The sequence below is a fragment of the Pseudomonas rhizoryzae genome (assembly GCF_005250615.1).
GTDB classification, from domain to species: Bacteria; Pseudomonadota; Gammaproteobacteria; order Pseudomonadales; family Pseudomonadaceae; genus Chryseomonas; species Chryseomonas rhizoryzae.
This window is the reverse complement of the sequence record NZ_SULM01000011.1, coordinates 25,890-39,110: the sequence shown is the minus strand read 5'-3', so window position 1 is coordinate 39,110 and position 13,221 is coordinate 25,890. Positions and strand designations below refer to the sequence as shown.

The window sequence follows — 13,221 nt, the reverse complement described above, 5'->3', positions numbered from 1 at the left end:
TCTTCGCAGTCCTCCATGCAGCAGTCGGATCTGCAGGCCCAGCGCACCACCAGCGTGGCCGCGGCGATCAATGAGCTGGGCGCCGCCGCCCAGGAGATCGCCCGCAACGCCGCCCATGCCTCGGGCGAGGCGAGCGAGGCCCGCGCCCAGGGCGAGGAAGGCCGCGAGGTGCTGGACGAAGCCCTGCACGCCATGCAGGCCTTGTCAGCGAAGATCGGCAGCAGTTGCGAACATATCGAGGCACTCAATGGTAAGGCCGCCAACATCGGCCAGATCCTCGAAGTCATCCGCGGCATCTCCGAGCAGACCAACCTGCTGGCGCTCAACGCCGCCATCGAAGCGGCCCGCGCCGGTGAAGCCGGCCGTGGCTTCGCCGTGGTGGCCGACGAGGTGCGTTCCCTGGCCAGCCGGACCCAGAGTTCGGCGCAGCAGATCCAGCAGATGATCGAAGAGTTGCAGAACGGCTCGCGCGACGCCGTGGCGCTGATGCAGGAAAGCCAGCGGCAGAGCGCCCACAGCATGCAGGTGGCCAAGAGCGCCGGTGAGCGGCTGGGCAGCGTGACCGAGCGGATCGGCGAGATCGATGGCCAGAACCAATCCGTCGCCACCGCCACCGAGGAACAGACCTCGGTGGTGGAGACGCTGAACATGGATATCAGCGAGATCAACCTGCTGAATCAGCAGGGCGTGGACAATCTCCAGGCGACCCTGGCGGCCTGTACGGCGCTGGAAGCCGAGGCTGGTCGGCTGCAACGGCTGGTCGGTGGTTTCCGCATTTGAGCGGTGGCTTGCCCCTGGCTTGGGCAGCCAGGCCGGGTGAGCAACGGATAGCGGGCCATGATGCCCGCTGGGCCGCTCCTGCTGGGAGCGGCACCGCTCGAGCCAAGGGGCGGATCGGCGACCTTTGAGCGCGGTAGCGCCTATCTCAAGGGAAGCCGTAGAGCTGTCGTGGATTGTCGACCAGGATCCGTTGGAGCAAGGCGGCATCGCCCTCGGTCCAGTCGAACAGCAATTCCAGGAGGTCGCCATCGTTGGGCATGGGGACCGGGATACAGGGATGGGGCCAGTCGCTGGCCCAAAGAATGCGTTGTGGGTTGGCCTGGATCAGGGCGCGCGCATAGGGCTCAACATCGGGATAGGGATAGCTTTGGCTGGCGGTGAAACGATAGGCGCCTGACAGCTTGACCCAGGTGTTGCCCTCACGCAGCAAGCGCAGCAGATCGCCGAATCCCGGATGATCCACTCCGATACTGGTCGGCATGTGGCCCATGTGATCGATCACCACCGCCACGGGCAAGGCGGAGAGGGTGGCGTGGAGGTCGGCGAACTCGGAAATGTCCAGCAGCAGCTGCAGATGCCAGCCCAGCGGGGCGACCTTGGCCGCCAGGGTCGTCAGATCCGATACCTCGACACCACTTTTGAAGATCAGGTTGAGCCTTACCCCACGCACCCCGAGGTCATGCATCCGTTGCAATTCCTCCGCGGTGGTCCGGGCATCGATCACCACGACGGCGCGGAAATCCGGGCCGGCCTCGCGCAAGGCCTGCAAGGTCGTACGGTTGTCGGCGCCATAGACGCTGGGCTGGACGATCACGCCGCGCCGCAGGCCCAGGGCCTGTTGCAGGCTTCGGTAATCGGCCAGGGAGGCGGGCGGCGGCGTGTAGGAGCGGTGCGGGGTGAACGGCTGCTCGGCTTCGTCGCTGAAAATGTGCAGATGACAGTCGCAGGCATCCGCCGGCAAAGGACGGCTGGGCGGGCGGGGCTGCGGATCGGGGGCGGCGCAGGCGGGGGCATAGGTCTCGCCCAGCGAACTCATCCGGGTGATTTCCCAACCTTGCAGGCCACGCAAGCCATTGCGTTCCGCCGAATTGATGATTTGCTGCCAGGTGGTACGTCGTGCCAGGTCCGGGTCGCCCAGGGCGATGGCGGCGAAGATCGCCTGGTGCTCGGCGAGCAGGGTCTCGCCTAGGCTGGCGGAGTTGGCGATGCGCCTCTCCAGCGCGGCGGCTTCGAAGAGGTGTCCGCACAGAAACAGTATGAAGTTGCGGAAATAGTCGTTGCCGGTCGCCTCGGCAATGGTTCTCTTGAACTGCAGGCCAAGCTCCAGCAGGCGCTCGCCGCTGGCGAAGCTCTCGGCCATCTCGTCGAGGGCCCGCCGAATGTTTTCCAGCTGGCTACGCGAACGGCGTCGGGCAGCCATGCCGGCCGCCGCCACCTCGAGATCCAGACGCAACTCGTAGAGTTGGCGCAGCTTCGAACGATCGACCAGCTCTTCCTGGGCGATGCGGAAGCTTTGATGATGGGCATCGGCGGTGACGAAAGCGCCCAGGCCCTGGCGACTGGTGACCAGCCCGGCCGACTTGAGCCGGGCGATGGCCTCGCGGACCACATTGCGGCTCACCGCGAAGGAGTCGGCGAGACTGCTTTCGGTCGGAATCCGCGCGCCGGGTTGAAGGCGGCCCTCGCGAATCTCGTTTTCCAGGTAATTGGAAATTTCCGTGGAAAGCTGAGTGCGTCGGCCTATCGCTTTGATCGTCATACCGCTCGGTCGTCTGGTCGGCAAAGCCCCTCGGAATCGAAGTCGACGATAGGGCTCGCGGGGCTGGAGCCCGCGAGCGCTACTCTAGCAAAGTGCTCAGAGCAGCTGTTTGCCTTTTGTTTCCGGCAACAGATAGGTCACCAGCAAGACCACGCAATAGGCACCCCCGGCGAAGATGCAGATGGCCGTACCCAGGCTGGCCTTGGCGCTGAGAAAGCCCACCAGGCTGGGGAACAGGGCACCTATCGCCCGACCGACGTTGTAGGAGAAACCCTGGCCGCTGGCGCGTACCTCGGAGGGGAACAACTCGGTCAGGAAGGCCCCCATGCCGCTGAAGATGCCGGACGCGGTGAAGCCCAGCGGAAAACCCAGCAGCATCTGGGTATTGCTCAGGGGTAGCTGCGTATAGCAGTAGACGCTGACCATGGACAGCAGCGCGAACAGGATGAAGTTAGGACGGCGCCCCAGGCGATCCGATAGATAGGCACCGCAGATGTAGCCGGCGAAGGAGCCGAGGATCACCACCAGCAGATAGCTGCCGGTACCCACCACCGACAGCCCTTTCTCCAGCTTGAGGTAGGCCGGCAGCCAGGTGGTGATGGCGTAATAGCCACCCTGTACGCCCATGCACAGCAAGGAGGCGAGGAGCGTGGTCCGTACCAGGCTGGGCGAGAAGATGTGCCAGAAGGCGACGGGGGTATCGCTCTGTTGCTGCCGCGCGCGGGTCTGCTGGAACACCTCGGGCTCGGGGACATAGCGGCGAATGTAGAGTACCAGCAGGGCCGGGACGATCCCGACCCAGAACAACGACCGCCAGGCCAACTCGGGGGGCAGCACACTGAACAGCAGGGTGTAGAGCAGGGCCGCCAGGCCCCAGCCGACCGCCCAGCCGCTTTGGACGATACCCACCGCCTTGCCGCGGTGCTCGGCGCGAACCATCTCCCCGATCAGCACCGAGCCCACGGCCCATTCCCCACCGAAGCCGATGCCTTGCAGGGCGCGCAGGATGAACAACTGCTCGAAGTTCTGGGTGAAGCCGATGAGCACCGTGCAGATGGAGAACCAGAGGATGCTGATCTGCAGCAGGCGTACCCGGCCATAGCGATCAGCCAGCATGCCTGCCACCCAGCCGCCGAGGGAGGAAAACAGCAGGGTGATGGTGCTCAGCATCCCGGCGGAGCCCTTGTCGATGTCCCACAGGGTGATCAGCGTCGAGATGACGAAGGTGAAGACCATGAAGTCCAGGGCATCCAACGCCCAGCCGCCGAAGGCGGAATAGAAGGTACGTTTTTCGACTTTGCTCAGGTCACGGAACCAGCTCATTTGTTGTTCTCCCGGCGTCCTTGGTAGAGGGGCGGTTGGCTAATTGAAGTCGTACAGCTCCCGGGGGTTGTCGACCAGGATGCGGTGTCTCAGCGCAGGCGAGGGCGCCCAGCGCATCAGGCGATTGAGTAGCCGCGTGGTATCGGGCATCCGCTGCTGGGCGACATGGGGCCAATCGCTGCCCCAGAGCAGGCGATCCGCACGGGTGTCGACCAGCCGACAGGCCAGGGCGTCAGCTTCAGCGAAGTCCGGGTAGCGGGTGCCCAGCCGATAGGCGCCCGACAGCTTGACCCACCAGTTAAGGCGTTCCAGGCCGTCGAGCAATCGCCGAAAGCCGGGATCGTTCAAGCCGTTTGCCGCTGGCAGATGGCCCATGTGATCGATCACCACCGGGCAGGACAGTCGCGCGAGGCGTTCGGCCAAAGACGTCAGGTCCCGAACGTCGATCAAGAATTGCAGGTGCCAGCCATAGGGCGCGATCCGCGCATCCAGTCGCTCCAGCTGCGAAAGATCCGGGCCACCCCGAAACAGCAGGTTGAAGCGCACGCCGCGCACGCCCAATGCATGCATCCGCTGCAATTCACTATCGCTGATCTCGGGCGACACCATCGTTACGCCGCGCAAACGCCCCGGATGGCGGGCGAGCACTTCGAGCAGATAGCTGTTGTCGGTGCCGTAGATGCTGGGTTGCACCAGGACCCCTCGGCTGAAACCCAGGGTGTCGAGCATGTCCAGGTACTGGGCCTCGGTCGCCGCCGCCGGTGTGTAGCTGCGGTTCTCGACCAGCGGATAGGCCTCGACGTCCGGGGAGATGACGTGGGCGTGGGTATCGCAGGCACCCGCCGGCAGGATGAAGTCCGGCGCCTGGGTGATGGGCAGGGGGCCTGGGCAGAGTGGTGCCGCGGCCATCGTGAAGTCGTTATGCATTGGCGGTGATCCTTAGGCTGTTCCCGCCTCGTGGCGAACAGGTCTGGACAACTTATTGATGCTTGTTGGTTGTCCAACAAGTGCAATGGTGAGATGCTAGCGGAACCTTGTCAACCATCTCTAGCAAGCAGGTTTGCCAGATTCTGGCGGGTTGTAGCTGCCAACTGGGAAGCCACCCCGGCCTGACCGCTGCCACCGGTAGCCAGGCGATAGCGCGGCGGATCTGAATAGGTAACTCGCAGCCAGGTGGAAAGGGCGTCCGTCCTGTGGCGTCACGGCACTGGCCGGGTTGCTCCCGGATGGTGAGTAGAGGCTGTCGTCCCCCGTTCAGCCGGGAATCGGCTGGACGGTAAAGCTTTCGCGTCGAACACTGTCATGGAGAATATTTCGTGCTCAAGCAGCTCAAGTTCAGCCATAAGATTCTGCTGGCTACCGCCTTGGTGATGAGCCTGGTTCTGGCCGCCTTTGCCGGCTTCAATACCTATCTACAGCGCCAGACCATCGACCAGAGCCTGAAGGAAACCCTGGGGGAGACCAGCCGGGTCACGGCCCTGAACATCACCTATTGGCTGGATGCCCGGATCAAGCTGGTCGAAGCCCTGGCGCAGACCATCGCTGCCCTGGGTCCGCAGGCCCCGCTGACCAGCCTGCCCGATCAGAAGCTCTATACGGACACCTTCGCTTCCGTCTATCTGAGCAAGCCCGATGGCACCTACCTCACCCGTCCGTTCCAGCAATTGCCCACCGGCTACGATCCGCGCGCGCGCGGCTGGTATACCGCTGCGGTGGCGGCGCGGGGAATGACGCTCTCGACGCCCTACATCTTCGCCATGACCGGCAAGCTCGGCATGACCATGGCGACCCCCATTTTCCATGACGGCCAACTGACCTCGGTGGTGTCGGGAAATCTCGATCTGTCCACGCTGGTGCAGATCATCGGCTCGCTCAACGTCGGCGGTCTGGGCGAGGCCTTCCTGGTCGACGCCAACGGCAAGATCCTGGTCAGCAGCCATCCCGAACAACTGCTCAAGACGCTCAAGGACGTCTTCCCGGATAACACGCCAACCTTGATTCCCGGCTTCCAGACGGTGCCGCAGAACGGCAGTGAGCGCCTGGTGAGCTTTACCCCGGTGGAAGGCTTGCCGTCGGCGAAATGGTACCTGGGCCTGTCCATCGATCAGGCCAAGGCCTATGCCCCGGTGGCCCAGGCCCGCAACCTGGCCATCGTGGCGACCGTGGTCGCGGTCATCGTCATGGTGCTGCTGCTGGGCCTGCTGATCCGGGGGCTGCTGCGCCCGCTACGCGACCTCGGCCGCGCCATGCAAGACATCGCCCAGGGCGAGGGCGATCTGACCCGCCGCTTGCCGGTGGCGGCGCGCGACGAATTCGGCCTGCTGGCCCAGGCCTTCAACCAGTTCGTGGCGCGTATCCATGCCTCGATCCGCGATGTGGCCCAGAGTACCGGTGAACTCAACCGGGGCACTCACCGGGTGCTGGAGGCCTCGCAATCGTCCATGCAGCAGTCGGATGTGCAATCCCAGCGCACCACCAGCGTGGCCGCGGCGATCAACGAGATGGGCGCCGCCACCCAGGAAATTGCCCGCAACGCCGCCCATGCCTCCAGCGAGGCGCGCAGCGCACGGCAACAGGGCGAAGAGGGGCGGCGCGTGTTGGACGAGGCCATGACCGCCATGCAGGCGCTATCAGCCAAGATCGGCAGCAGTTGCGAACATATCGAGGCACTCAATGGTAAGGCCGCCAACATCGGCCAGATCCTCGACGTCATCCGCGGCATCTCCGAGCAGACCAACCTGCTGGCGCTCAACGCCGCCATCGAAGCGGCCCGCGCCGGTGAAGCCGGCCGTGGCTTCGCCGTGGTGGCCGACGAGGTGCGTTCCCTGGCTAGCCGCACCCAGAGTTCGGCGCAGCAGATTCAGCAGATGATCGAGGAGTTGCAGAACGGCTCGCGCGATGCGGTGGCGCTGATGCAGGAAAGCCAGCGGCAGAGCGCCCACAGCATGCAGGTGGCCAAGAGCGCCGGTGAGCGGCTGGGCAGCGTGACCGAGCGGATCGGCGAGATCGACGGCCAGAACCAGTCCGTCGCCACTGCGACCGAGGAACAGACCTCGGTGGTGGAGACCCTGAACATGGATATCAGCGAGATCAACCTGCTGAACCAGCAGGGCGTCGACAACCTGCAGGCGACCCTGGCGGCCTGTACCGCCTTGGAAGCCGGCCGGTTGCAACGGCTGGTCGGTGGTTTCCGCATCTAGCGAGTGCCCGCCGCGCCGCCCTACTGGATGCGGCGCGGCGGTGGCGCCCTCAGGCGACCGCGCTGTGCCGGTGCTGGCGCAGCGCGCGACCTTCCGCATCGAAGTAGCGCAGGTGCTCGGGCGCGCAGGTCAGCTGTACCTGTTGGTCGGGATGCAGCTCGGCCTTGCCGGCCACCTTGACCACCAGCGGCTCGCCGCCGTTGCCGAGGTCCAGGTACACCAGCGTCAATTCGCCGAGTTGCTCGGTCAGGGTGACGGTGCCGGACAGGATGCCCTGGCCGGCGGGGGCCAGGTGCAGGTGTTCCGGGCGGACCCCCAGGTGCAGCTCACCCTGGATGCCAGGCGGCGCGCTCAGAGTTTGCTCGCCTTGCGCGCCCTGCAGATCCAGGCGCCCTTCGCGGGCGGTGGCGGGCAGGATGTTCATCGCCGGCGAGCCGAGGAAGCGGGCGACGAAGAGGTTGTCCGGATCGTCGTAGAGTTCCAGGGGCGAACCGACCTGCTCGACGCGACCGCCATTGAGCACCACGATGCGGTCGGCCAGGGTCATGGCCTCCACCTGATCGTGGGTGACGTAGATCATGGTGGTGTTGGGCATCTGCTCGTGCAGCCGGGCGATCTCGATGCGCGTCTGCACGCGCAGGGCGGCGTCGAGGTTGGACAGGGGTTCGTCGAACAGGAACACCTTGGGATCGCGGGTAATGGCCCGGCCGATGGCCACGCGCTGGCGCTGGCCACCGGACAGCGCCTTGGGCAGCCGCTCGAGGTAAGGCGTGAGTTGCAGCGCCTCGGCGGCGCGGCGGACGCGGACGTCGATCTCCGACTTGGGCGTACCCTTGTCCAGGGTCAGGCCGAAGGCCATGTTCTGGTAGACCGTCATGTGCGGATAGAGCGCATAGGACTGGAACACCATGGCGATCCCGCGCTCCTTGGGCGTGCGGTCGTTGACCACCTCGCCATCGATGGAGAAGGTGCCGGCGGTGATGTCTTCCAGGCCGGCGATGACCCGCAACAGGGTCGACTTGCCGCAGCCGGACGGGCCGACGAAGACGATGAATTCCCCCGAGCGGATGTCGAGGTCGATGTGCTGCAGGATCTCGGCGTTGCCGTAGCGTTTCTTGATCCCTTTGAGGGTGAGCGTGGTCATCCAGGAGTCCTCAGCGGTTAGCGGTGATCGGCGCCGCCCGCGAGGCGGGCGATCAAGCCGGAGTGGGGCGGCAGCAGCAGGCGTTGGCGTTCGAGGCGCCCGCCCAGCAGTGCTGGCGTGAGGTCTTCCCGCAGGTGCTCGGCGAGACTCGGCGCAAGCGCCAGTTCCAGCGGCTGGCCACCGGCCAGGTTGAAGGCCACCAGCAGGCGTTCTGCGCCGAGTTGTCGTTCGAAGGCGAGCACCTGCGGATGCAGGTCGAGAAACTGGATCGAGCCCTTGACCAGCGCCGGGAGCGTCCGGCGCCAGGCGAGCAGGGTCCGATAGCAGGTGAGCAGGGAATCGGCGCGTTGCGCCTGACGATCCACCGCCAGCGGCAGGTGTTTGGCCGGTACCGGCAGCCAGGGCCTGACCGTCGCCTCGGTGAAACCACCCTGAGGTAGCGCGGCGCTCCAGACCATGGGCGTGCGGCAGCCGTCGCGGCCCTTGATGGCTGGCCAGTAGCGTTTGCCCCAGGGATCGACGATGTCGGCGAAGGCGATGTCCGCCTCGGTCTGGCCCAGTTCTTCGCCCTGGTACAGGCACACCGAGCCGCGCAGGGTGAGCAGGATCGCCGCCGCCAGGCGCAGGATGGCCGTGCCGTCCGGTCGGTCCTTGGCCCAGCGCGTGGCATGGCGCACCACGTCATGGTTGGAAAAGGCCCAACAGGCCCAGCCATCGGCGGCCGCCCGCTCGAAGTCCTCGATCACCGGCCGGATATCCTCTACCGCCGGCAGGGCGGTATTGAGGAAATCGAAGGCGTAGCACATGTGCAGCCGATCGCCGCCGCCGGTGTATTCGGCCATCAGCGCCGTGCCGTGGATCATTTCGCCCACTTCGCCGACGGCGGTGGCCGCAGGATACTCGTCGAGCAGGGCGCGGAAGCGCCGCAGGAAACCGAGGTTTTCCGGGCGATTCTTGTCGTAGCGGTGATCCTGCCAGTTGTAGGGGCGATCCCGCGGGGCCAGGCGCTCGTTCTGCAGTTCCGCCGGTAGCGGCGGATTGTCTCTGAGCTCGGCGTCGTGGAAATAGAAGTTCGCGGTGTCGAGGCGGAAGCCGTCGACGCCCCGGTCGAGCCAGAAGCGCACCACGTCCAGCACCGCCTGCACCACCGCTTCGTTGTGGAAGTTGAGGTCGGGCTGCTCGATGAGGAAATTGTGCAGGTAATACTGGCCCCGGCCGGCATCCCATTCCCAGGCGGAGCCGCCGAAGTTGGACAGCCAGTTGTTGGGCGGCGAGCCGTCGGGCTTGGCATCGGCCCAGACGTACCAGTCGGCGCGGGCGTTGTGGCGATCACGACGACTCTCGGCGAACCAGGGATGGCGGCTGGAGGTGTGCGACAGCACCAGGTCGATCATCACCTTGAGGCCCAGTGCGTGGGCACGGCTGACCAAGGCATCGAAGTCGGCGAGGGTGCCGAATTGCGGATCGACGTCGCGATAGTCGGAGACGTCATAGCCGAAATCGGCCATGGGCGAGCGCATGAAGGGCGCGATCCAGATGGCATCCACTCCCAGCTCGGCCACATAGGGCAGCCGCGTGGTAATGCCGGCGAGATCGCCGATGCCGTCGCCGTTGCTGTCCTGGAAGGAGCGGGGATAGATCTCGTAGATCACCGCGCCGCGCCACCAGTCGCGGTCGACGGCTTGGTTCTGAGGATTGGTCATGGCGGATTACCCCTTCACGCCGCCAGCGGTGAGGCCGGCGACGATCTTGCGTTGGAAGATGAGGACCAGAACGATCAGCGGCAGGGTGACCACCACCGAGGCGGCCATGATGGTGCCCCAGGGGGTTTCCATCTCCGAGGCGCCCGAGAGCAGGGCGATGGCCACCGGGACGGTGCGGTTGTCGTTGTTGGCGACGAAGGTCAGGGCGAAGAGGAATTCGTTCCAGGCGGCGATGAAGGCGAGCAGTCCGGTAGTCACCAGTGCCGGCCACATGAGCGGCATGAAGATGCGGATGACGATGGTGAGCGGCGAGGCGCCATCGACGATGGCCGCCTCCTCGATCTCGGCGGGTAGTTCGCGCATGAAGGTGGTCAGCACCCAGACCGTGAAGGGCAGGGTGAAGATCATGTAGGCCAGGATCAGCGACAGCAGACTGTTGTAGAGACCCAGGGCGCGGACCATTTCGAACAGGCCGGCGAGCACGGCGATCTGCGGAAACATGGACACGCCGAGAATGGTGACCAGCAGCAGCCCACGCCCGCGGAAGGGCACCCGCGCCAGGGCATAGGCGGCGGTGATCGCCAGCGCCAGCGAGATCGCCACCACCGACACGGCGACGATCACCGAGTTGAGCAGGTTGTGCAGGAAGGTATTGGTGGAAAGGATGCTGGCGTAGTTGGCGAAGGTGACCGCGCGCGGCAGGTAGTCGATCCGGAACAGGTCGGTACCGGTCTTCAGGCTGGTCAGGATGGCGTAGTAGAAGGGAAAGACCGAGAAGACGACGATGGCCACCACCAGCAGGTAGAAGCCGGTCTTGGCGGTGAGCTGCTTGAGGGTGCGGGCGTTCATTTGCTGGCTCCCAGGTCGAGTCGAGCGGTCTTGAGGTAGATCAGGGTGATCAGCGCGACCACCAGGAACAGCAGGGTCGAGGCCGCCGAGCCCTGGGCGAAGTTGTCGAACTGGAACAGATTTTCCTGGGCGTAGACGCTCATGGTCTTGGTCTCGGAATTGTTCGGCGTCAGCACGTAGATCAGATCGAAGACGCGCAGGGCATCCAGGGCGCGGAAGATCACCGCCACCAGGATCGCCGGCCGGATCAGCGGCAGGGTCACGCGGAAGAACACCTTGACTGGATGCACGCCATCGATGCGCGCGGCTTCGTAGACGTCGCCGGGCACCAGTTGCAGACCGGCCAGGATCAGCAGCGCCATGAAGGGCGTGGTTTTCCAGACGTCGACGATGATGACCGCGGTCATGGCGGTATCCGGCGAGGCGGTCCAGGCGATGGGCGCGGCCAGCACGCCGAGGTGGACCAGCAGATCGTTCAGGATGCCGAACTGGTCGTTCATCATCCAGGCCCACAACTTGGCCGAGACGATGGTGGGAATGGCCCAGGGAATCAGCACCGCCGCGCGGACCAGCGCGCGTCCGGGAAACTGGGCGTTGAGCACCAGGGCGACGATCAGACCGAAGAAGGTTTCCAGGCTGACCGAGATCAGGGTGTAGCGCACCGTGTTCCAGACCGCCTGCCACCAGACCGGATCTACCAGCACGCCGAAGGCCTCGCCCTGACCCTCGCCGTAATCCACCCACTCGTAGTAGTTGCGCAAGCCGACGAAGGCCGCGCTGGACAGATCACCCAGGCGGGCATCGGTGAAGGAGAAGTAGATCGTCTTGAGCAGCGGCCAGGCGGCTACCCCGGCGAGCACCACCAGCATCGGCGCGATGAACAGCAGGGCGGCGCGTTGCCGTTGGCGGGACAGCCTGGAGCGCGAGTTCGCCGCCTTGGGGGTGACCGCGGCAGGGGGCGTGGGAGCGGATTCGAAGAGTGTCATGATCGGGTGCATCCGTGAAGCTTGGCGTGGCCGGGACAGCCACCAAGGGCATGCGCTCGGACCTCGGGGCGAGGTCCGAGCGCTCGTGCAGGCCTTACCAGGCGTTGCGCTTCAGCCGTCGCAACTGCTTGTCCAGGGCGTCGAGATTGCTCGCCGCATCGCCCTGGCCGGCCAGGGTGCGGTTGACCGTGGTCCAGAATTGTTGCGAGACCTCGTTGTAGCGCGTCTTGGTCGGCGCCGAGGGACGCGGGACGGCGTTCTCGAAGACGTCTTTCCAGCGTGCTACCAGCGGTTGCTGGGCGACGATGTCCGGGTCCTGGTACAGCGCCGGAATCGAGGGCAGGCGGGCGTTCAGCAGGGCCCGCTGCTTCTGGGCCTCGGCCGAGACCAGGTAGCGGACCAACTCGATGGCCGCCTGCTGGTGGGTCGAGTACTTGGAGACCGCGAGATTCCAGCCACCCAGGCAGGCCGCTGACTTGCCACCGGCACCGGCCGGCAGGGGCGCGACCTCGAACTTGCCCTTGATGGGCGAGTCGGCGCCATTGCCCAGCGGATAGGCATAGGGCCAGTTGCGCATGAACACGGCGTTGCCGGTCTGCCAGACGCCGCGGGCGTCCTCTTCCTGGTAGCCGAGCACGCCCTTGGGCGCGATGGTGCCGACCCAGCCGTGGGCCATGCTCAGGGCCTCGGCGGCCTTGGGGTTGTCGACGGTGATGTCGCCCTGGGGCGAGATGATATCGCCGCCGCCATTGGAGGCGATCAACTCCAGACCCACGCAGGTGGTGCCCTCGTAGGCGGCGCCCTGGAACACGTAGCCGTTGAGCTGGGGTTGCCCGGCGGCACGTTCCGCGTCCTGGATCTCCTTGGCGGTGCTCGCCAGTTCGGTCCAGGTGGTGGGCACGGGCTTGCCGTACTTTTCCAGCAGGTCCTTGCGGTAGTAGAGCGCCGGGGCATCCGAGAACATCGGCATGGCCACCAGTTTGCCATTCACGGTCTGGGAGGCGATCACCGAGGGCGAGTGCTGGCCGACCACGTCTTTCATGGCGTCCGAAAGGTCGACGAAGCTGGCGGCCAGTTGCGGGGCCCAGACCACGTCGGTGCGGTAGACGTCGATGTCCTTGTTGCCGGCCGACAGCCACAGGCGGTACTGACCGAATTGATCGGTGGCCGAGGCGGGCATGGTGACGATCTTCACCTTGTGGCCACTGGCCTTCTCGAAGGCATCGAGCTGCAGGCGCAACTCCTCGATGTCCTTGCCGATCGAGCCGGCGACGATGGACAACTCCTCGGCCTGGGCGACGCCGCCCAGCAGAACGCCGGTGACGAGCACTCCGGCTAGTCGCTTAAACATGCTGTTCATCTCCTGGCCGGCAGCCGTCCGTAGCGGCCTTCAGCGCCCCGGTGAGCGGCGCGGGCGAAGGCGAAACGGTTACCTGGCCTTTCATTGTTGTTGTTGTCTTCCCAGGTACGGACGCTG

10 protein-coding genes and 1 pseudogene are annotated in these 13,221 nt (G+C 65.4%); 3 read left to right on the top strand and 8 right to left on the bottom strand.

All coding sequences use genetic code 11. The features are described from left to right. Positions 1-15: 15 nt before the first annotated feature. Positions 16-780: a methyl-accepting chemotaxis protein gene (locus FAZ11_RS25575; protein ID WP_420849626.1), complete on the top strand. Its 765-nt coding sequence runs from the start codon at positions 16-18 to the stop codon at positions 778-780. A gap of 145 nt (positions 781-925) precedes the next feature. Here the strand turns inward: FAZ11_RS25575 and FAZ11_RS18210 are convergent, their stop codons facing one another. The 3 genes from FAZ11_RS18210 to FAZ11_RS18200 form a co-directional block, all read right to left on the bottom strand. Continuing rightward, on the bottom strand, positions 926-2,539 hold the full coding sequence (locus tag FAZ11_RS18210) for an amidohydrolase family protein (protein ID WP_137279140.1): 1,614 nt from the start codon (positions 2,537-2,539) through the stop codon (positions 926-928). A 96-nt stretch (positions 2,540-2,635) separates the two neighbouring features. Next, a complete protein-coding gene (locus tag FAZ11_RS18205; RefSeq protein ID WP_058774184.1) occupies positions 2,636-3,862 on the bottom strand; it encodes an MFS transporter in 1,227 nt (408 codons plus the stop codon). A gap of 39 nt (positions 3,863-3,901) precedes the next feature. Continuing rightward, a complete protein-coding gene (locus tag FAZ11_RS18200) occupies positions 3,902-4,789 on the bottom strand; it encodes an amidohydrolase family protein (protein ID WP_058774185.1) in 888 nt (295 codons plus the stop codon). A gap of 443 nt (positions 4,790-5,232) precedes the next feature. On the opposite strand from FAZ11_RS18200, the pseudogene FAZ11_RS25570 reads away from it, so the two are divergent. Together FAZ11_RS25570 and FAZ11_RS25565 are read left to right on the top strand one after the other, a co-directional pair. Then, positions 5,233-6,210, top strand: a pseudogene (locus tag FAZ11_RS25570) (HAMP domain-containing protein); the annotation flags it as partial. A 93-nt stretch (positions 6,211-6,303) separates the two neighbouring features. Further along, a complete protein-coding gene (locus tag FAZ11_RS25565) occupies positions 6,304-7,062 on the top strand; it encodes a methyl-accepting chemotaxis protein (RefSeq protein ID WP_420849625.1) in 759 nt (252 codons plus the stop codon). A 49-nt stretch (positions 7,063-7,111) separates the two neighbouring features. On the opposite strand, the gene FAZ11_RS18190 is transcribed toward FAZ11_RS25565, so the two are convergent. From FAZ11_RS18190 to FAZ11_RS18170, 5 genes are all read right to left on the bottom strand, one after another. Then, the gene (locus FAZ11_RS18190) at positions 7,112-8,206 is read right to left on the bottom strand and encodes an ABC transporter ATP-binding protein (RefSeq protein ID WP_058774187.1); all 1,095 of its coding nucleotides are present in this window, start codon (positions 8,204-8,206) and stop codon (positions 7,112-7,114) included. Between the two features lie 17 nt (positions 8,207-8,223). Beyond that, positions 8,224-9,909 carry an alpha-glucosidase family protein gene (locus tag FAZ11_RS18185; protein WP_058774188.1) on the bottom strand — a complete coding sequence of 562 codons (1,686 nt, stop codon included), beginning with the start codon at positions 9,907-9,909 and terminating at the stop codon, positions 8,224-8,226. A 6-nt stretch (positions 9,910-9,915) separates the two neighbouring features. Next, positions 9,916-10,758 (bottom strand): carbohydrate ABC transporter permease, encoded by an 843-nt coding sequence (locus FAZ11_RS18180; protein ID WP_058774189.1) that lies wholly within the window; start codon positions 10,756-10,758, stop codon positions 9,916-9,918. Then, positions 10,755-11,744 (bottom strand): carbohydrate ABC transporter permease, encoded by a 990-nt coding sequence (locus FAZ11_RS18175; protein ID WP_058774199.1) that lies wholly within the window; start codon positions 11,742-11,744, stop codon positions 10,755-10,757. The genes FAZ11_RS18180 and FAZ11_RS18175 overlap by 4 nt, the downstream gene beginning before the upstream one ends. A 94-nt stretch (positions 11,745-11,838) precedes the next feature. Beyond that, positions 11,839-13,095, bottom strand: a complete 1,257-nt coding sequence (locus FAZ11_RS18170; protein ID WP_204957073.1) for an ABC transporter substrate-binding protein — start codon at positions 13,093-13,095, stop codon at positions 11,839-11,841. Between the last annotated feature and the right edge of the window lie 126 nt (positions 13,096-13,221).

Coding starts and splice junctions, on each gene's coding strand:
- FAZ11_RS18190 (WP_058774187.1), bottom strand. CDS start 8,206: ATGACCACGCTCACCCTCAAAGGGATCAAGAAACGCTACGGCAACGCC.
- FAZ11_RS18200 (WP_058774185.1), bottom strand. CDS start 4,789: ATGCATAACGACTTCACGATGGCCGCGGCACCACTCTGCCCAGGCCCC.
- FAZ11_RS18175 (WP_058774199.1), bottom strand. CDS start 11,744: ATGACACTCTTCGAATCCGCTCCCACGCCCCCTGCCGCGGTCACCCCC.
- FAZ11_RS18170 (WP_204957073.1), bottom strand. CDS start 13,095: ATGTTTAAGCGACTAGCCGGAGTGCTCGTCACCGGCGTTCTGCTGGGC.
- FAZ11_RS18210 (WP_137279140.1), bottom strand. CDS start 2,539: ATGACGATCAAAGCGATAGGCCGACGCACTCAGCTTTCCACGGAAATT.
- FAZ11_RS25565 (WP_420849625.1), top strand. CDS start 6,304: ATGCAGCAGTCGGATGTGCAATCCCAGCGCACCACCAGCGTGGCCGCG.
- FAZ11_RS25575 (WP_420849626.1), top strand. CDS start 16: ATGCAGCAGTCGGATCTGCAGGCCCAGCGCACCACCAGCGTGGCCGCG.
- FAZ11_RS18185 (WP_058774188.1), bottom strand. CDS start 9,909: ATGACCAATCCTCAGAACCAAGCCGTCGACCGCGACTGGTGGCGCGGC.
- FAZ11_RS18180 (WP_058774189.1), bottom strand. CDS start 10,758: ATGAACGCCCGCACCCTCAAGCAGCTCACCGCCAAGACCGGCTTCTAC.
- FAZ11_RS18205 (WP_058774184.1), bottom strand. CDS start 3,862: ATGAGCTGGTTCCGTGACCTGAGCAAAGTCGAAAAACGTACCTTCTAT.